This is a genomic window from Pseudomonas sp. 10(2024) (genome assembly GCF_045164175.1).
GTDB classification, from domain to species: domain Bacteria; phylum Pseudomonadota; class Gammaproteobacteria; order Pseudomonadales; family Pseudomonadaceae; genus Aquipseudomonas; species Aquipseudomonas alloputida.
Genome location: NZ_CP174006.1, coordinates 5,130,184 through 5,147,972, shown reverse-complemented (window position 1 = coordinate 5,147,972; position 17,789 = coordinate 5,130,184). Strand labels below are relative to the sequence as shown.

At 60.2% G+C, this 17,789-nt stretch carries 17 protein-coding genes; all 17 read left to right on the top strand.

Going from position 1 to position 17,789, the window contains the following annotated elements; all coding sequences use genetic code 11:
• Positions 1 to 4: 4 nt before the first annotated feature.
• The 17 genes from ACI7M0_RS23320 to ACI7M0_RS23240 all read left to right on the top strand — a co-directional run bounded on the left by ACI7M0_RS23320 (position 5) and on the right by ACI7M0_RS23240 (position 17,769).
• A complete protein-coding gene (locus ACI7M0_RS23320) occupies positions 5 to 628 on the top strand; it encodes a hypothetical protein (protein ID WP_019438924.1) in 624 nt (207 codons plus the stop codon).
• 15 nt (positions 629 to 643) lie between these two features.
• Positions 644 to 1,228: a type IV secretion protein DotIE gene (locus ACI7M0_RS23315; RefSeq protein WP_129933035.1), complete on the top strand. Its 585-nt coding sequence runs from the start codon at positions 644 to 646 to the stop codon at positions 1,226 to 1,228.
• Between the two features lie 37 nt (positions 1,229 to 1,265).
• Complete coding sequence (locus ACI7M0_RS23310) at positions 1,266 to 1,646, top strand: hypothetical protein (RefSeq protein WP_129933036.1); 381 nt, start codon at positions 1,266 to 1,268, stop codon at positions 1,644 to 1,646.
• A 73-nt stretch (positions 1,647 to 1,719) separates the two neighbouring features.
• Positions 1,720 to 2,466, top strand: coding sequence for an HNH endonuclease (locus tag ACI7M0_RS23305; protein WP_014592470.1), 747 nt, complete (start codon positions 1,720 to 1,722; stop codon positions 2,464 to 2,466).
• Positions 2,467 to 2,529: 63 nt separating this feature from the next.
• Positions 2,530 to 5,592 carry a type IV secretion system protein IcmB/DotO gene (locus ACI7M0_RS23300; RefSeq protein WP_019438927.1) on the top strand — a complete coding sequence of 1,021 codons (3,063 nt, stop codon included), beginning with the start codon at positions 2,530 to 2,532 and terminating at the stop codon, positions 5,590 to 5,592.
• Positions 5,593 to 5,603: 11 nt separating this feature from the next.
• Complete coding sequence (locus ACI7M0_RS23295; protein ID WP_129933037.1) at positions 5,604 to 8,555, top strand: type IV secretion protein DotL; 2,952 nt, start codon at positions 5,604 to 5,606, stop codon at positions 8,553 to 8,555.
• A 116-nt stretch (positions 8,556 to 8,671) separates the two neighbouring features.
• A complete protein-coding gene (locus ACI7M0_RS23290) occupies positions 8,672 to 9,289 on the top strand; it encodes a hypothetical protein (RefSeq protein WP_014592467.1) in 618 nt (205 codons plus the stop codon).
• A gap of 2 nt (positions 9,290 to 9,291) precedes the next feature.
• Positions 9,292 to 9,816 (top strand): transglycosylase SLT domain-containing protein, encoded by a 525-nt coding sequence (locus ACI7M0_RS23285; RefSeq protein WP_064491229.1) that lies wholly within the window; start codon positions 9,292 to 9,294, stop codon positions 9,814 to 9,816.
• An 81-nt stretch (positions 9,817 to 9,897) separates the two neighbouring features.
• Positions 9,898 to 10,398 (top strand): DotD/TraH family lipoprotein, encoded by a 501-nt coding sequence (locus ACI7M0_RS23280; protein ID WP_223279199.1) that lies wholly within the window; start codon positions 9,898 to 9,900, stop codon positions 10,396 to 10,398.
• A gap of 14 nt (positions 10,399 to 10,412) precedes the next feature.
• Entirely contained in the window at positions 10,413 to 11,306 is an 894-nt protein-coding gene (locus ACI7M0_RS23275) for a type IV secretory system conjugative DNA transfer family protein (protein ID WP_230855413.1), read from the top strand.
• Positions 11,303 to 12,502, top strand: coding sequence for an ATPase, T2SS/T4P/T4SS family (locus tag ACI7M0_RS23270; RefSeq protein WP_014592463.1), 1,200 nt, complete (start codon positions 11,303 to 11,305; stop codon positions 12,500 to 12,502). Before ACI7M0_RS23275 ends, ACI7M0_RS23270 begins: the two co-directional genes overlap by 4 nt.
• 103 nt (positions 12,503 to 12,605) lie before the next feature.
• Complete coding sequence (locus ACI7M0_RS23265; protein ID WP_019438931.1) at positions 12,606 to 12,824, top strand: hypothetical protein; 219 nt, start codon at positions 12,606 to 12,608, stop codon at positions 12,822 to 12,824.
• 55 nt (positions 12,825 to 12,879) lie between these two features.
• Positions 12,880 to 14,190: a type IV secretion protein gene (locus tag ACI7M0_RS23260; protein WP_076402288.1), complete on the top strand. Its 1,311-nt coding sequence runs from the start codon at positions 12,880 to 12,882 to the stop codon at positions 14,188 to 14,190.
• Between the two features lie 133 nt (positions 14,191 to 14,323).
• Positions 14,324 to 15,292, top strand: a complete 969-nt coding sequence (locus ACI7M0_RS23255) for a hypothetical protein (RefSeq protein ID WP_076402287.1) — start codon at positions 14,324 to 14,326, stop codon at positions 15,290 to 15,292.
• 12 nt (positions 15,293 to 15,304) lie between these two features.
• Positions 15,305 to 16,099 carry a hypothetical protein gene (locus tag ACI7M0_RS23250; RefSeq protein ID WP_129933038.1) on the top strand — a complete coding sequence of 265 codons (795 nt, stop codon included), beginning with the start codon at positions 15,305 to 15,307 and terminating at the stop codon, positions 16,097 to 16,099.
• A 288-nt stretch (positions 16,100 to 16,387) separates the two neighbouring features.
• Positions 16,388 to 17,191, top strand: a complete 804-nt coding sequence (locus tag ACI7M0_RS23245) for a hypothetical protein (RefSeq protein WP_019438933.1) — start codon at positions 16,388 to 16,390, stop codon at positions 17,189 to 17,191.
• Positions 17,192 to 17,196: 5 nt separating this feature from the next.
• Entirely contained in the window at positions 17,197 to 17,769 is a 573-nt protein-coding gene (locus tag ACI7M0_RS23240) for a hypothetical protein (RefSeq protein WP_231114229.1), read from the top strand.
• Positions 17,770 to 17,789 lie beyond the last annotated feature (20 nt).

The following is a 17,789-nucleotide window of genomic DNA, read 5'->3' as shown; positions in this document are numbered from 1 at the left end:
CGACATGAAGAACTGGTCGTTCGGAAAACTCATTGGCGTTTTTGCCGGCAGCTTCCTGGCGCTCATTGTGCTCGCCGTGGTCGTGATCAAGGCGACCTCGTCGCCAGCGGCCAAGGCCAGGCGCATCCCGCAGTCCCAGGCACAATTGGCGCAACAGCCACGCATGGATGTGCTGAGCATCGAGCTGGCCAAGTCCCGGGAGCAGGCGCAGGCGGCGCTGCAGGCCCAGGAAAACAGCGAAAAACAGCTGAAGATCGTGCGCGAGGAATCGCAGCGCAATACTCAACTGCTGTTGAGCCAGATAAAGGCCCTGGATAACAACCTGTCCGGCCTGCAGCAGCGCATGCAGTTCTACGAAGACAGCCGTCAGCGCGTGGAGGTGATCAAGCCACCGCGTCGGGAGCCGGCGCCCGTTGTCTCGCAAGGATACACCAGGCGCGCTCACCCGATCCCGCAGTCCTCGGGCTACAAGGTGCAGGCGGTGGTCGGGCACCGGGCCTGGGTGAAAAATGGCGATAGCGAAGACAGCGTCAAGGCCGGCGATCCGTTGCCACCGGTGCAGCGCGAATTGAAAGTGCTTGCCGTCGATCGCGACAGCGGCATCGTGGTTACTTCACCCGCTCTTTAAAACAGGGACGTTGTCATGGCGGCCGGATTTGCCGATCTAGTAGATGTAATGGTCAATATCGGGAAGGTCATCCCGACAGCGATCATGATGTGCCAGGGTATTGCCGTGCTTATCGGCCTCTATCTGACCGGTGCGGCGTTGATCGAGTTGTGGGGCGTGACCCATGACAACGCATTGAAATATGTGGCCGGAAGACAGCGTTTTTCTGTCGGCTCTGCCTGTGTCCAATTGGTGATCGGCTCTATCTTGCTGGCGATCGGTACGCTGGAGTGGATGGGCATCATGTCGCGAACCCTGACCGGGGATTATGCCAATTCGCGCATGTTGTCCTATTCCTCGACCGGGACGACTTTGCAAGAGCAGGCACAACTGGCAACCCTGGCCCTGCTGGGCATCATGCAGATTGTCGGCTTTATCGCCATGGTGAAAGGTTGGTTGACGGTAAACGGTTATTACAACAATCAAACTCAAGCCGGCCTCGGCACCGCCAGCGGCTGGATCATCGGCGGCGTCCTGGCATGGAACTTCAAATGGTTCAGCGATGTACTCAATAACACAATCGGATTCAATCTGGTTGGCCTCTTCACGCCGTGGTCGTAACGGCTTTTCGAAACATGAAATATAAGGAGCGTCACTTATGAAAGCACTCAAAACTCTGAAAGCTGCATACGATTCGGCCAAGGTTCGTGCAACTACCGCTATTATCGGGGCCCTGGCGGCACCGTCGGCTTTTGCCATCGAAAAAACCGACCTGACCCAGGACAAGTCGGGTGGCAAGACGGCCAGTGATGTCATGAGCAACATCGACGACACTGCTCAGGGCGGCGCCACGCTGCTGATCTCGTTGGTGTCGGTTGGTGGTTTCGTAGTTGTTGCCATCTCCCTGTACACCCTGTGGAAAGCCTCCAAGGATGAGCGTGAGAAGCCGATGTCGGCGATTGTCGGCCTGTTCATCGGCGGCCTGATGGCGGGTGTCGGTACCGTGATGTGGATCATGCGCAACACTTTGGTCAACTAACGCTGCACGCCGCTGAACCTATTGCGGGGCGTCATGCCCCGCACCTCAAGAACAGTTTCGGGAATATTCGGACGTGAGCGAAACAAACGCTTCTGAACGCGGGGCAAACACTGTGCCCACGTTGTCGAGTGGCTATCTCAGTCGAACTGCCAATCAGCCGGTATTTGGCGTGCGTCGGCCGCTGTGGCGCTCGGACGATGACCAGCGCAAACTGTTCAGCGATGAAAACAGCAAACTTCGCACTTCGGTGTGGCAGCGCGACAATTACACCTGCCGCTTTTGCGGGTTCAAGTCTGCAAAGTTTCAGGAACTTCATGCACTGGACGGCAATGCCGACAACTGCACCAAGGAAAACCTGATCACCGCCTGTAACCTGTGTCGTCAGGTTCATCATCTTGGCGCCTGCGCCATGAATGACACCGGCTTTTTCGTCGCCGTGCAGGAACTGACGCAAACCGAGATCAATAACATTGCCCGCTGTATCTACGTTAATGAGTTGCTCGATGACGTGGCGGCCAATGAAAAGCTGGCCAGCCTGCTGGCGGCTTTCAAGTTTCGTGGTAATGACACGCTGAAAGAAATATTCGGTGGCGAAGTCATCACCGTGCTTGGCGTGGCGGAAACCCTCGCGAGCAAGCAACTTGTCAGTGATGAAGAATTCAGCAAGCGCGCTGAATGGTTGGCGCCGTTACGGCTGTTCCCAACCAAAAGCGCGTTCAAAGATGGACAACTCGAATACTACGCGGCCAATAACCGTGCGGTGTTTTTGCCAGCTAACTGGTCGGCATTGACCGGCCAGTTACTGAAGAATTTTGCTTGATGCAGCCGCTCGTACTGCTGCTCAGTCTCGCCGTTGAGAGCGTTGGCAAAGGAGAACAAGGAAATGTTTAACAAACTCGAGGCGGTGATCCTGACGGTGCTGAGCCAGCTCAAGGCAGACGTGCAGGACTATTGCGACCTGGAAACGGTCGATGGCGGGCAGGCCATCGTCGCAAACGACGGTTCGCTGGCTTCCATCGTGCGCTTCAACGGCACCAAGAGCGTGCTTGGGCGCGAACAGTTCGAACGCCTGGTCAGCCTGCTGGAAGCGTCGCTCTCGGTGTACTTCAAGGTACGCGGCCACCACCTGCAGATTGTCTTCAGCCGCGACCTGGATGCGACCGCGCCGCTGGAGCAGAACGCTTTGCAGCAGGCAGCAACCGCCGAGCGGCTGAACCTCAACGTGCGGCACCTGATCAACGAAGGTGTCAGCAAGTACGCTCAGTATGTGTATGACGAAGAATGCTACCTGGTGTTCTGGTCGCGGCCCGCGCTGCTCGACCAGACCGAAAGGTCGATGGCGCGCGAGGCGCTGAACGAGTTCAGGAAGGAATCGGAGTGGCCGGCCACCGCCGAAGCGCAGAACCTGCTGCGGCCTATTTCCTACCTCAAGGACCGCCACCTTTCCTTTGTCACCAAGATTTCCGAAGACCTGACGTCCCCTGAGTTCGGTTGCTCGGCGGATGTGCTCGACGTCAGTGAAGCGATCCGCGCCATCCGTGCGAAGGTAAACCCCGACATCACGCCGCGTACCTGGAAGCCCTATATTCCGGGTAGCGCCATTCCCATGCGCTGGAAGACCAGCAAGCGCAATGGCGACATGTCGGAGTTCATGTACCCCACGCTGCCCAGCCAAATCATGGTCACTTCGGCTGAAATCGGCAGTGGCGAGCGCACCAGTCTGCTGCCGGATCCTACCAGTGTGCGGGTTGGCTCGCGCGTGTATGCGCCGTTGTTGATGTCGATTCCACCGGCAGAGCCGCAATACTTCAACACCCTGTTCAACAGCCTCAACCGCGCGGAAACGCAAGAGAACGGTGTGTCGCGCGCTTTGCCGTATTCGGTGTCGATCATGCTGTCCTCCGACGGCATGAGTGTGCTGGCCTGGAAGAGCCTGTTCGCCCAGCTGCTGTCGGTCACCTCCGAGCAGAACCGCAACATCAACCTCGCCACCAAGGAACTGCGCGAGCGCGTGCGTGACGGTGAATGCATGGTCAAGCTGCAAGTGGCCGCGATGACCTGGGCCAGCCCGGACGAAAAGGGCGTGAAGGAACTGGCGCTTCGCAAGTCGAAGCTTTGGCGCACCCTGGAAGCGTGGGGCCAGCCCGTGTTCATCGAACGTACCGGTAACCCGATGCAGGCGTTTCAGTCCAACTGTCTGGCCCTGACCACCAAGCACCTGGGCGACCCGGCCGCTGCGCCGCTGGGCGATGCCGTGGCCATGCTGCCGCTGACCCGGCCAGCTTCGCCGTTCCAGGAAGGGTCGACCATCTACCGCAGCCTGGATGGCAAGATCCTCAAGTACCAGCGTTTTTCCTCGCAGCAGACCACCTGGATCACCCTGATTGCAGGCAAGCCAGGCTCGGGCAAGTCGGTGTTGATGAACAACAACCACTTCGAATCGTGCCTGATGCCGGGCCTGACCGGGTTGCCCTACATCGGCATCACCGACATCGGTATTTCTTCGTCCGGTTTCTGCGACCTGGTGCGCGACAACCTGCCACCACGACTGCATCACCTGGTGGTGTACAAACGTTTGCAGAACGCTCGCAAGGACTGCATCAACCCACTGGACACTCCGCTTGGCCAGCGTTACCCGCTGCCGAAGGACCGCGAGTTCAACAAGAACTTTCTCACTATCCTGGTGACGCCGCCCGAACGCGAAAAGCCCTATGAAGGGATGAGCAACTTCGTCGGCCGCATGGTTGACCTGGCCTACCGGCGCAAGGACGACAAGATCGAGAGGGCCAGCCCGGAAACCTACAAGCCCGGGCACAACGACGTGGTCGACGGCGCCGTGGCGGCGCTGGGCTTCCGCATTCTGCCGGCCACCACCTACTGGGAACTGGTCGATGCAATGTTCGATGCCGGCATGGTGTACGAAGCGGAAGTCACCCAGCGCTATGCGGTGCCTACCCTCAACGACCTGGTGGCGGTGGCATCCACCGAAGAGGTGCGTGCCGAGTACGAAGGCTCCGGTGAGGTAGGGCGCAGCCTGGTCGATGCGTTCATTCTCGGCATCCGCGAGGCGGTCGGCGACTTCCCGGTGTTCGCCGACCACACCCGTTTCGACGTCGGCAGTGCCCGCATCGTTGCCCTCGACCTGCAGGACGTGGCGCTGCAGGGCTCTGCTTCGGCGAAGAAGCAGACTGCCTTGATGTACATGATCGCCCGCCAGTGTTTCATGAAGAAGGTGGCATTCTCGAAGGAGGACTTCCCGTTCTTCACCGAGAAGTACCTGCCGTTCTACGAGCGCCTGGTGGCCGACCTGGTGGATGAATACAAGGTCATGTGCATGGACGAATTCCACAAGACCGGTGGCCACGTGGGCTTGCAGGAGCAGATGCAGACCGATGGCCGCGAGGCCCGTAAGTGGAACATGGAGATCATTCTGGCTTCGCAGTTGATGGAAGACTTCGGCCAGCTGACCAAGATCGCCACGGCCACCTTCATCCTCGACTCGGGCACCAAGGAAACCCGCGACTGGTTGCGGAAGAACATCGGCCTGTCTGACACCGAAGAGCATGCGCTGGTCAACTTCGTGCACGGTGCGAACAAGCATGGCTGTACCTTCCTGGCCCGCTTCGAGACCAAGAATGCCACCTACAGCCAGCTGTTCACCATGTCTGCCGGGCCGATGCGCCTGTGGGCACTGACCACGACCGCCGAGGACCGCAAGCTGCGCACCATGCTCTACGAGCACATGCCGCGCCCCGATGCGCTGGCCCTGCTGGCCCGGCGCTTCCCGTCAGGGGGGTGCAAAGACATGGTCGAACGCTTGAAGCGAGAGACGTTCAAGGACGTCGAGTTCGTCGATGACGACATGGAGCAGTCGGTGATCGCGCGGATCGCCAAAGACCTGGTGGCTGACTACATCAGCGCCAGTGCATTCGAAGACGTAGTGTGAGGGAGTGACAGATGGCTCAGTACAAGGGCGCATCCCGTCAGCATGAAATCAGCAACAGCCGCAGGCGCAAGGATACCCGCCTGGCCGGGCAGCGCTTCAGTGATTTCTTCCAGTCGGCCGACGGCGCGGTTTTCGGAACCTTCGCGCTACCGGTCCTGGCGCTGATTTCGATCAAGGTGCCCTTTTCCGGTGAGCTGCTGTTGCTGCTGGCCTGGGCGTTCAAGCGCAAGTTCGTCGACGTCGACAATCGCACGTTCGATTTCCCTTATCGGGTGCCTAAGCTGGCGGACGTCAATGACGGCTCGTACAAGGGCAAGAAGAAAGGTGAGGGCGTGACTCTCTTCGGCAATGACCTGGAGAGCAAAGAGCAGATCTACGCCGGCGACAGTGACCTACGCACCCACCAGTTGGTGCTGGGCACCACTGGCTCCGGTAAGCCGCAGCCCAAGCATGCCAAGGTGCTGACTCCGGGCGGCTGGGTGGAAATGGGCCGCATCCGGGTCGGCGACAGCGTGTGCACGCCCGATGGCAAGCAGGCTGCGGTGCTGCGGGTGATTGAGCAGGGCATCCAGCCGATCTGGACCGTGGCCACGCGTGACGGGCGCCGGGCGCAAGCCACGGGTGACCACCTGTGGCGGGTGCTTACCCGCGGGCAGGATGGCAGCGAAGAAGCCCATACCGTGACCACCGACGCCATTCGCGAGTTGATGGGGCGCGGCATCGTGGTGATGCTGCCCAAGGTGCGCAAGAAGCGCGGCTCGGCCAAGTTCAATGGCTGGGCCGAGGTGTGGAAAGTGACGGCTGCCGGCCAGGCACCTTGCCAGTGCATCGAGATCGATCACCCGCATCACCTCTACATCACTGACGACAGCCTGGTCACCCATAACACCGAGCTGTTGCTCGGCATCGTCTTCAACGCCTTGGTGCAGAACACTGGTTTCATCTACGTCGACGGCAAGGGTGACCCCAAGCTGCAGAAGGAAATCTTCCGCCTGTCGCGCTACCTGGGCCGCGAAGATGACCTGCTGATCATCAACTTCATCACCTCTGGCCGCGACTTCGTCGAGAAGCAAGTCGACAAGGTGACCAACAACATGAACATGATGGGCAACACCTCGTCGGGCATGTTGATCGAGCTGATTGTGTCGCTAATGGATGATTCCGGCGGCGGCGGTGACATGTGGAAGGGGCGGGCGATCATGTTCGTGGCAGCCCTGACGCGGCCGCTGACCTACCTGCGGGACAAGGGGCACATCAACCTGTCGCCCGAGAAGTACCTGGAATATTTCGAGCTGAACGTCATCGAAGATCTGGTGTGGGAGCACGGCGGCAAGTACGGTGAGATGTTCGACGTGATCGTCGCCCCGCTGCGCTCGTACCTGCTAACGCTGCCAGGCTACCAGAAGGCGAAGTTCAAGAAGCAGGAAACCAAGACCCTGGAGCAGCACGGCTACATCGTCATGCAGCTGGGACGGATCTTCAACGACCTGACCTTCAACTACGGCCATATCTTCAAGACCCGCGTCGGTGACGTGGACTTCTATGATGTGGTGATCAACCGCCGCTTGCTGGTGGTGCTGCTGCCGGCGCTGGAGCGTGCACCGGACAGCATGCGCATGCTTGGCAAGATGATTGTAGGCAGCATCAAGCAGATGATGGCCGGCTGCCTGGGCAACCGGGTCGAAGGGGTAGTGCGCGAAATCATCGACAGCCGGCCGACCGGCTCGAAGTTCCCGTTCTATACCATTCTCGACGAATATGGCTATTACGCCGTGGTCGGCTTTGCCGTGGCCCCGGCCCAAGCGCGTAGCCTGGGCTTCAGTGTCACCTTCGCTGCGCAGGACTTTTCCTCGCTGAAGAAATCCAGCGCCGAAGAAGCGGATGCCACCTGGGAAAACACCAACATTCGCGCCGTTGGCCGCCTGACCTCGGGCACCGAATCGGAAACCTGGCGGCGCGTGCAGGGTGCGGCGGCCGAGTCTTCGCAAGCCATGCTGGGCAACTTCGAACGTGTTGCGGGCAACGAAAAATTGCGGCAGTCGGACAACATTGCCATCGAGCAGCGCAGCCGGTTGAACTACGACGACGTCGCCATGCAGGAGAACGGCGAGTTCACCTTCCTGATCGGCAAGAAATCGCAAAATGGCAAGACCGGTGGCGTGGCGCTTATTCGCGGCCTGGGCTTCTACACGGCCGGCCCGGCGCCGAAGGAAATGCGCATCAACGATTTCATTCCGGTCGAGCCACCTGAGCCTTCGGACCTGCCGCAGAACCGGCAGTCGCGCCAGGCATTCGTCGACAGCCTGAAGGATGGCTCTTTCGCCAAACGGGTACGCGCGGTAGTGAAGGGTGACCCAACTCTTGCCCGCATGCACAGTGTGTTCGAGCATAACTATGCCGACCCTGACCGGCCTTTGCTGGGCCGGTTGGACACCTCGCTCGGCGTGCTTGGGGCGTATTTGTCCGGCGACCTGAAGAAGCCGGCTCCAGCAGCACCACTGGCAGAAAAACCGGCGCCGCAGGCCCCCGCCGATGTGCCGGATGCGGTCATGGTTACAGCAGCTCCAGTGCCCGCACCACAAATTGACCCCATGAGCCCGGAGGGGATTCAGGCAAGCATCCTCGCCGTTGCCGACCTTTTGGCCGTGACGCCAGTGACGCCTGCCATTGCACCGGTTGACGAGCAGGAACTGGACGATGAATGGGCGCGTGAGCTGGCCATGGTCGTGCCTCAGCAGATGCTCGACATGCAGCTGATGGCCAGCGGCGAAGGCTTTGCATCGCTGTCGGACAAGTGGGCCGCACAAGAGCGGATCGAGCAAACCTGCGCAGAAATTGCCCGGCAAACGGACTACAGCGTTACCCCTGAGCCCGCTGCTCAGGGTGTGGCCGGCATGCGCGAGCGGCTGAATGACCTGCAGGCCAAGTGCCGCCTGATGATGAAAGAGCAGCCGCCCAAGTAAGACCGGGCGTCAGAGCCCTAGATCGGCGTGTGATTCTATTTTTTGTCATAAATTGACGACGATAGATATCTGACAGATAATCAGAAACAAGAATTTTTGCATGCTAAGGTGAGGCGATGGGGTTGTTCAGTTCAGGGAAGAAAGCTGCGAAGTTCGCGTTCATCACCATGCCGATGGCGGTGCTTGGCGTGAATCAGCTGCGCATGGGCAACCAGCACATCAAGGCACTCTGGCGTTCCAACTTCAGCCCAGCGTGCCCCGAGTGCGAGCGGGGTGTGCTGCTAAAGACGGAAGGTGACCATCAGGAGTTCGAGCAGGGGCCGAAAGGCAAGATGCGTGTGCTGCACAGCTGGGGTTGCAACAACTGCGGCTTCGCCTTGCTTGAAGAGGATGACGTCAAGAAGGTCAAGGAGCATGCCGCGCGCTACCGCAACGAGCGAGTCAAGGCGCAGTTGACCACCATCGAACGTGACGAGATCGACCGGATTGCCCGTAGCCACCGCTTGCACTCCAGGGCGTTCTTCATTGCCAGCGCTGCTGCGATTGCCGGGTTCATCTACATGCTCGCGACCGGCGCGGGCATTCTGATCGCCCTCAACTGGCTGTCGATCGGCTTCGCGCTGTGGGTATTCGGCATGAAGAAGTCCTATCGTAGCTGGCAGGTCTCGACCGGGCAGCTGTTCGTCGAGGGCGCGTTCTGGTTCTGGTTCCAGCACCAGAAATGGATCATCTGACCATGATGCGCAAACGGCCCCAGTGGCTGTTCATCGCCCTGATGTGCTGCGCCATGCAGGCACTGGCCGATGACTTCTATGCCGTGCGGCCTGCGGATATCGACTGCGTCGTGCAGGCCGCCCAGCGCCAGGGTGTGCCGGCCAACGTGCTGTTGGCCATCTCCAGCAAGGAAAGCGGCAAGAACGGCCAAAGCGTGTCGAACCGCAATGGCACCTTCGACCTTGGCCACTTCCAGATCAATACCACCCACTGGGGCCCGAAAGGCGTGTTTGCCGCATACCCGGCGATCACCAAGTCCGATGTTGCCTGGCGCGGTTGTTACAACGCGGAGTTGGCGGCATGGCTGCTGCGCCAGAAGCTGGACGAGAACAACGGCCAGGACTTCTGGACCCGCGCCGCCAATTACCACTCGCGTACCCGCAAATTCAACGACATCTACAAGAAAGACCTGATCCCGCTGGCGGTGAAATGGGGCAAGTACCTCGAGCGGCAGCGCCACGCCAGGCTGGTGGTCAGCTACCAGTAACGCAGGTCGCCGCAGAATGCCAAGGCTTCTGGGCAAGGGTTACCCCGGGTCGATGAACAAGACAACTTCAGGAGTTTTTACATGAAAGGAATACGCATGGGTGCACGCGCCTGCAAGGCTGGCGGTGTGCTGGTGGCACTGGTTGCGCTGGGTGGTTGTGCCAGCTCTGCCAAGCCTACTACCGAAGACACCGAGGCGTTTGCCAGCCGGATCATCGCCGACAAGGTGTCGGTAGCGGTCAATTCTCAGCACACCTACGTTTCGCGGCTGAACGCCGACCGTGTGCAAGCTGCTTCGCGGCAGGCTGCAGTAGACACCGACCAGGTCGACATCGACTTCATTGGCAAGCCTCAGGAGCTTCTGCAGACCTTCGCCAGCCGTTATGGCTACGCCTATGTCGAGAGCGGCAAGCGCGTCGATCTCAAGCCCATCAACGTGTGGGTGCGCAAGGCAACGCCGATCAATGTGCTGAAGGATGTGGGTGCACAGATCGATACCGGTGCCGATGTGGTGCTGGACAAGAGCACCAACACGCTGCGCTTGATCTACAAGCCGGTACCGCTGGCGCTGGGGAGGGGCTGAACATGGCGATGGACATGCCTCCGATGACCCTCGAGGACGCCGAGCGCCTCTATGACAAACCCGCCTACGTGCAGCAGCAGAGTGACGCCGGCGATGCCAGGTCGGCTATCGAGGCCATGCGTGACGAGAAGAACCAGGCATCGGCCGCGCGCGGCGAAGCCATTCTCGATGCGGCATTGCAGGTGGGGGTGAAGGCTGGCCTGGCGTGGCAGCTGACCAACATCAACAAAGCCCTGAAGCTGCGCGAGCGTGAGTTCGACACCGTCTATGACTTCAGTAGCCTGATGATCCAGGATCGCGTCGTGCCGCCGGTCATCACCGAAGCGCGCCACCTGTACAACCAGGACGGCGACTACACGCTGCGCCTGTCGGGGGCGGCCTACAAGATCGAGTCGCAGGCACGCTTTTCCTCCGTGCCGCCCAGCTGGCGCGAATACCTGAACTTCCCGCCGCCCACCTTCGACCGCACCTCGTTGGTTTCGGCACTGGTGCCGCGTTCCGACGAGGAAGAGCGGGTGTGGAAACTGGCCGTGCGCGAGGGCTGGCAACAAGGTGTCGAGCAGGCCAACCTGATGCTGACCTACGGCTTCGACCGGATGAACCGCGATATCGATGGTATGCGCCGTTTCAATGAGTTTGCCCGTCATGGCCAGGTCACCATGCCGATCATCTCCGGTGCGGAGATCCCGGTTACCCGGGAAGGGCGGTCGATGGCGGTGGATGAAACCCTGCTGCGCATCACCGCCTTGCCCGAGTTCAACGAAAACATGAACGTGTGGCGCAGTTCGATCGCTACTTCGACCATTGCCAACCCTCCACGCCGTGCGCCGGTAACCGGCGCTGGCAGCCCGGCGTCATCGCCTGCTGCAGCCCGACAGCCCGCGGGTGTTGAAGGCGGGCGGCAATGAAGCAGGACTTCCACGACGACGTGATGATGCTGGAACCGGGTGCGATGATCGAGCGCCTGGAGCGCCTGACCAGTTACGAAGACCCGTTTCGTTTCGATCGCGCCGACCAGTTCAAGGCCATGATGCTGGAAACCCTGACCCATGGCGTCAGCGACATTTTCATCCAGCCCGCATTGCCGGTGGTGGTGAAGAAATATGGGCGGATGTATGCGGTCACCCGGCGTGCGCTGGATGTCGGGGAAGTCAACGAACTGCTGAAGATGGCGGCCAATCGGGACACCGCCACCACCGATATCGTCTCCGGCACGGCGGTCAACGAGCGTTACGAGTTGTTCGACCCGGAGCGCAAGGATGCCCGCGGTGCGCGCCTGCGTTATGCCTACCGGGTAAACGCCTCGCCCATCGCCTGCCATGGCGACACCTCGTGCCAGATTGTCATCCGGGCCATCCCCGATGACCCGCCACGCATCCAGGACGTGGGCCTGAGCGAGGAAATCGTCAGAATGGCCACGCCGCGTGATGGCATCGTCTATGTGGCCGGTGCCACCGGCCATGGCAAGACCACCACCTTTGCCGCCATCAACCGCTTCATCCTGGAAAACGACACGCCGATCAAGGGCAACCTGATCAGCCATGAAGAACCGATCGAATTCACCTACGACAAGGTCCAGAGCAAGCATTCGATCTTCGTGCAGTCGCAGATCCCCACGCACTTCAAAGACTTTTACCGGGCAAACCGCGAGGCCATGCGACGTGCGCCTGGCCTGTGCGTGATCGGCGAGTTGCGCGACCAGGAGACCATTCGCGCGGCGGTGGAGCTGTCGCTGACGGGGCACCCGGTGTTTGGCACGGTGCACGCCAAGGATGTGGCGGCGATCATGCGCCGGATGATTTCCCGCTTTCCGGAGCAGGAGCGTGCCACCGCCATCTACGACCTCGTCGATACCAGCCGCTTCATGATGGCGCAGAAGCTTGTGCCGACGGTGGATGGCAAACGCACCGCTGCGCGATCGTGGCTGAGATTTACCGAGCAGGTGCGCGACACCTTGATGGACCTGACCGACATGGGCCGGGTAACCCAGCGGGTTGCCGAGTTCGTGCGTGAAGAAGGGCATACCTTTGCTGCCGAGGCGGATCGCCTGCTGGCCGCAGGCCTGATCAGCGAGGCGACTGCCCGCGACCTGCGCCACGGCTGAGGTGCGGGCTGCCCATTAATGCTGACTGCAACGAGTTTACGGAGAAGTTATGGCAACAGGACGGTATCACTGGAGCAGATGCGCTCCCCCCGCACGTTTTTTCGTGATCAACGCAAGTGCCGCCTTACCGTGGTTGATGTTGCTGCTGGTGCCGGCGCTGTGGAAGTTTCTGCTGCCACTGGCGCTGTGCATGACGATTGCCCTGGTCTACATCGAGGTGGTGAAGAAAATGACTGTGCGGGCGGTTTGCCGCCGAGCCGCAGTGTTCATGGTGGGGCGAGTGCGTACCACGCACAATTTGCTCAAGGAACTGGCCAGGTAGTTGGCAAGACAGACATGACCGGCAGAGTCTTTGTGGCGGCCAGAGGAGGCGTTGAATGAAGCAACAGGGAGGTGGGCAGAAGAGCTTTACCTGGGATGACCCCGCCATTTTGCTCGGGATCATGGCGGTGCTTTACCTCGGGGGGTGGGGTGCCTGGTACTTCGCTCACGACAAGATTGCCAAGGTGTACACCTACATTCGCTACGTCGAGCTGTGGTTGCCAAGTGTGCTGGGTGACTTTGCCGCGCTGCCAGGTATTGCCTCGATCAACCAGTGGGTCGGGCGCATGTGTGCGCCGGAAGGCATCATCGGTGCCTGTCAGCGAGATTTTTCCAGCGTGGCGTGGGGTGAAATCACTTCGTCGTCGCTGCTCATGAATGGTTTTTTCCTGCTGTTGATGGTGATCCTGTCGGTACGCATGTTCCTGCGTATCAACAAGACCCACCCCAAGCTCAGGTTCACCAAGACGCACAATATCAAGAGCTTTGTGCAAGAGAACAAGGCGCAGTACCCGCACCTGCGCATGTTCGCCGAGCTCGACCTGATCGCCCAGCCGCTGGACCACCCAGTGTTCGGCATGTCGCAGACCTCCCGCCAGTTTGCCTACCGGCACTTGCTGATCAGTGGTTGGCAGGAGCAATCGGATCGCAGCTGGGCACCAACCCTGGATCGCGAGAAAACCACCGAGGTGATGCGTCGCCAGTTGGGCCAGCACTGGACCCGGGTTGCCAATCTGACGCCGGCAGAAACACTGCTGGTGGCGATAGCGTTGCCGCGGGTGGTCGCCACCGATACGGCGCTGGATGACAATGCCTTCAAGGCGGCAATGGCCGACAGCGACTACATGGTTGCCTGGTGCTGGGATCAGTTCAAGGCACCTGCCGGCAAGGCCGAGCAGCAGGGCGACCCTTATGCCTGGCTAAAGCCCGAAGTGCCGCTGGAAGAGCCTCGGGCGATCATCCAGAAGTACATCAAGCACCCCAATGCCAGTGCGATCCTGCACGCGCACGCATTCGTGCGCACCATCATCTTTGCCATGTTCTTCCAGGCGCGCCGCCTGGGTGTGCTGCCACCCGCAGAAATGCGCTGGATGCGTTTCTTCGACCGTGACATGTGGTATGCCCTGCAGACGATCGGGCGCCAAGCCGGGTTCCCGGAAGCGCCGGGGATCCTGTCGCATTTCCTGTATGAGTGCAAAGCGGGGGTGTCACTGGCGGAGCCCCAGCTGGACAAGGCGGTCAACGGTCTTGAGCTGGCGATGTCGGCGTACAAGTATTCCGAAGCCGACAAGAAGCGCTATGAGGCCCTGCAGCAGGAGAGGTATGCCGCGGCACAAGGGGCAGCGCTCGATGAAGGGGTTGCCTGAAGCGCAGTCTTGAAGGTTTGGATAAAAGCAAATGGCCATCTATGTAGATGGCCTTTTTTTGTTTTTTTGGTGCCTTTTTTTGCTTTTTTGTTAGAATATGGTCGTATTGGATTCTTAATAGGGACATCGAGCCATGAAGGGTGTGATTGCAAGACCTGTCGCCGTGCTGGCGGCGCTTGCGGCGGGTATTTCCGTCGCCCATGCCGCCCCGGCACAACCGGCGGACCTCTCTGCCTTCATCACCGCTCAAGGTGCCGCACAGGTTAACCCTGCCCAGCAGGAGCTTGATGACCTGACCGCGCAACGGGTGTCGCGCTATGGGCGTATCGTCAGCGCCCGACCGGTCGGCCTCGGCGGGTTGACCGCCTGGACCGTTGAAAAGAACGGCCATCAAGTGGTGCTTTTCAGTACGCCGGACTCTGCGGTGCTGTTCACCGGCGTGGCTTGGAATGCCGAAACGGGCAGCAATATCTCCGATGCCTTCCTGCCTGGCGTCGCCCAGGCCGTCGTTGCGCCGCCTGCAGCTGCCCCGGTCGCGGCCGCGCCAGCTGCGCCGCAGATGTCACCCGTTGAGGCGCCGAATGTGCGCGAAGCTGCAGCCATGGACGGCACCTTCAAAGGCGCGATCCCGGAGTCGATGAAAACCGTCGACTCCCTGGCAGGCATCAAGGAAGGCAAGGGCGGCATCGGCGATACCGTCTACATCATCATCGACCCGCGTTGCCCGTACTGCCGCGAAGCCTACAACCTGACAAGGGCCTACGCAGCAAAGGGCCATTCGATCAAGTGGATCCCGTCTGCAGCACTGGGTAACCCGGCGGATGGCGTGCCGTTGGCCGCCACCATCCTGCAGACCAAGGACCAGAAGATGCTGGCGCGGGTACTGGGCAACCACGAACAGGTCCGCTCCGAGCCATCGCCGGAAACCGTCGAGCAGCTAAGCACCAACCTGGCGTTTCTGTTCGCCGCATTCGAACACAACGGCAAGGAACAGGCGGGTGTGCCGGCTGCATTCTTCATCGATCACCGTACAGGGAAGCCAAGGATGATGACCGGCCTTTCGCAGGCGGTCGTGCTTGAAGACATCTTTGGAAAACTTTAAGGAGCAAAGTACATGAAAGCCAAAGCGCCGAACTTTGAGTTCGACCCCAGTATCCGAATCTTCGGTTCGGGCGAGCACTTGCTGGTGGTGTTCGACAGCCAAAGTCCCCATGACGCACAGCGGGCTACCCGTACCGTGCGTATCGCTAGGGCGTTCCAGCAGCTGTCGCTGGTAGTGGCCGGCTTCGATGCGGCTGAAGATGATGGCCATCAGCGGGTGCTCAAAGGTAGCGTCAGCCTGGCGATCGAGGGCGATGGCGGGCTGCTGGTCAGTCACGAACTGGCGGCCCTGCAACTGGTGTTTCATGCCGAGGCAGACCGCAAGGGTGCGCTTACCCATATCGAGCCTGCGCTGGTTGCCTACAAGGTGCGCCAGGCCCTTTCGGAATGCCTGAACGAGGCCCTGAACGACTACTTCCAGCGCGAAGAAGCGCAAAGGACGGCAGTGCCTGCAGAGGCCCTGCGCCCGGCTCCTGTGACTGCCCCGCAGTACCAGGGCGCAGCACCACAGCCTTCGCGCAAGGCCCTGCGCGAGCAGGCCGCAAGCGATGCCGAGCGCCAGGCCAGGTCGCGCCGGCGCAAGACCGCAATGGCCTGGCTGGTGCCGCCTTTGGTGGTAATTGCGGTGATGGCGACCATGTCTCATCTTGCTTCCTCCCAGTCGCCGATTGAAAATGCTGTCGCGCAGCAGATGGCGAACGACCCGGAGTCGATCAAGGCGCAGGTGGAATTGACCAAGCAGACCCTGCAGTCAATGGGGCTTGATCCAGGTCAGGGTGGTGACATTGGATGCCTGGCGCCGCAATGATTGCCATTGCTTCCTGCTCCATGGATGGGGTATGCCTTTCGCTGGTTTGCGGGCGCTTAGAATGGCGGGGAGCCCTCTCGCGTCGCCCGAATGCTGCCTTGTGGTGCCGAAGGAGGATCTTTTCCAGGATTGGAGAATGAGAGCGGGCCCGGCCTACGAAGCTTGGTGCTGCTGTTCTGCTTGAGCGGAGTGTGTAAGCCTGCGCAGGCACTTTAAGACTATTTTGGATTGGAAATCTTAGGTACGTATATGCGACCAGCGAATGAAGTTAAAGACGGGGCCAAGTTATTGTCCCTTGCCCAGGGCCTGAGGTCGCTGCTGGTCCCCTCGCCAGATGTACTGGCCGACACCGTCAAGGAGTTGCACCCGTTGGTCAACCTGTCCGACAAGGTGCTGCCTTTGAAGTCGTATTTCAACATGGTTCAGGACATCCAGCGGGCCAAGCATACCCAGGCCGCGATGCGCGCTGCCGACGAGCCGCTTAGTCGCGAGGCTATTCAGCAGGGTGTGTCGCGCAAGCTCTGTACCGAAGACATCTTCATGGTTGCCTGTTCGTTCCTGGAAGTGGAAATCGCCAAGCAAGGCTCGGTGTACTACCTGAGCGGCGAATCACCCGATTTCAAGGAAACCAAGAAGAACCGAAACCCGCTCGACTTGTCCGATGAGGTCGTACTGAAGAACCTCTCCAGTGGCCTGGCGCGCCCGGACACCGATCGCGGGGCTGTAGAGCGGGGGCAGATCGACAGCGGGTTCAACCACCTGGTGCGGCTGAACCAGTTGCATAACCTGATGGTGGAGTCTGTGCGGCTGATGAAGGCGGACGAGCGACTGACCAAGGTCGACATCCGCAAGAAATTCAACATTTCGCACACGGACTACGAGCGCATGATGTCGATGGCGCGGCGTTCCGGGCTGATTTCGTTCCGCAACCGCAAAAAGGACCCGTCCAACTCCTACACCTTGCGCAATGACAACCATGAGCGGGTGTCGGAGCACGCCAAGAATTTTGGCCACACGCCGCAGAAGATGTTGAACAAGATTCTGGATGACTTCTTCGCAATGCTGGAAAAACGCAAAAAGCACGAGGACTGATTTACATGGGGATCCAGGGCCATAAGGACGTCGGGCCGGCAATAAGTGCAGAGGAGCGGGCCCGTGTAGCGCGGGCGGCCAGGCAGGTGGTGGCGTATGCCAACTTTCTGCGCTGGACGGCGAACTTCAAGCGGGACGAAGTGCTGCGCCATCCTGAACACGACCGCGTGATACTGCTCTCGCCCATGCAAAGTGGGCGTTTCAGCTTTGCCCTGGAAGGCGACACCTTGTATGTGGGCGTCCAGCCATTCGAGGCTGCCTGGGCTTCGTGCATGCCTTTCGAGGCTGCCTACGTCTCTGACCGGCTGTACCTGTCTGTCGAGGGCGTGAACTTCATGGATTCGCGCATGCCACCGCTGGCGCTGGGCATATTCGTCGACGAGGGTGAAAAGCGTGCGCGAATGGCCGCTGCTCGTTTCGTCCAGCTCATCCAGGTGTCGGTGTGTGACGGCTACGTGGTCGAGGTGGGCGAGCCGTGTGGCGATCCTGTCGAGATGCGCCTGGGTGACGTGGTGCGCCAGCTCCGCGAGACCCGTCAAGCGAAGGTGCAGCAGCAAGACATGGGGCGGTTCTTCTGATGCGCTCAAGCAGACTTTAC

Coding starts and splice junctions, on each gene's coding strand:
- ACI7M0_RS23320 (WP_019438924.1), top strand. CDS start 5: ATGAAGAACTGGTCGTTCGGAAAACTCATTGGCGTTTTTGCCGGCAGC.
- ACI7M0_RS23315 (WP_129933035.1), top strand. CDS start 644: ATGGCGGCCGGATTTGCCGATCTAGTAGATGTAATGGTCAATATCGGG.
- ACI7M0_RS23310 (WP_129933036.1), top strand. CDS start 1,266: ATGAAAGCACTCAAAACTCTGAAAGCTGCATACGATTCGGCCAAGGTT.
- ACI7M0_RS23300 (WP_019438927.1), top strand. CDS start 2,530: ATGTTTAACAAACTCGAGGCGGTGATCCTGACGGTGCTGAGCCAGCTC.
- ACI7M0_RS23295 (WP_129933037.1), top strand. CDS start 5,604: ATGGCTCAGTACAAGGGCGCATCCCGTCAGCATGAAATCAGCAACAGC.
- ACI7M0_RS23290 (WP_014592467.1), top strand. CDS start 8,672: ATGGGGTTGTTCAGTTCAGGGAAGAAAGCTGCGAAGTTCGCGTTCATC.
- ACI7M0_RS23285 (WP_064491229.1), top strand. CDS start 9,292: ATGATGCGCAAACGGCCCCAGTGGCTGTTCATCGCCCTGATGTGCTGC.
- ACI7M0_RS23280 (WP_223279199.1), top strand. CDS start 9,898: ATGAAAGGAATACGCATGGGTGCACGCGCCTGCAAGGCTGGCGGTGTG.
- ACI7M0_RS23275 (WP_230855413.1), top strand. CDS start 10,413: ATGCCTCCGATGACCCTCGAGGACGCCGAGCGCCTCTATGACAAACCC.
- ACI7M0_RS23270 (WP_014592463.1), top strand. CDS start 11,303: ATGAAGCAGGACTTCCACGACGACGTGATGATGCTGGAACCGGGTGCG.
- ACI7M0_RS23260 (WP_076402288.1), top strand. CDS start 12,880: ATGAAGCAACAGGGAGGTGGGCAGAAGAGCTTTACCTGGGATGACCCC.
- ACI7M0_RS23255 (WP_076402287.1), top strand. CDS start 14,324: ATGAAGGGTGTGATTGCAAGACCTGTCGCCGTGCTGGCGGCGCTTGCG.
- ACI7M0_RS23250 (WP_129933038.1), top strand. CDS start 15,305: ATGAAAGCCAAAGCGCCGAACTTTGAGTTCGACCCCAGTATCCGAATC.
- ACI7M0_RS23240 (WP_231114229.1), top strand. CDS start 17,197: ATGGGGATCCAGGGCCATAAGGACGTCGGGCCGGCAATAAGTGCAGAG.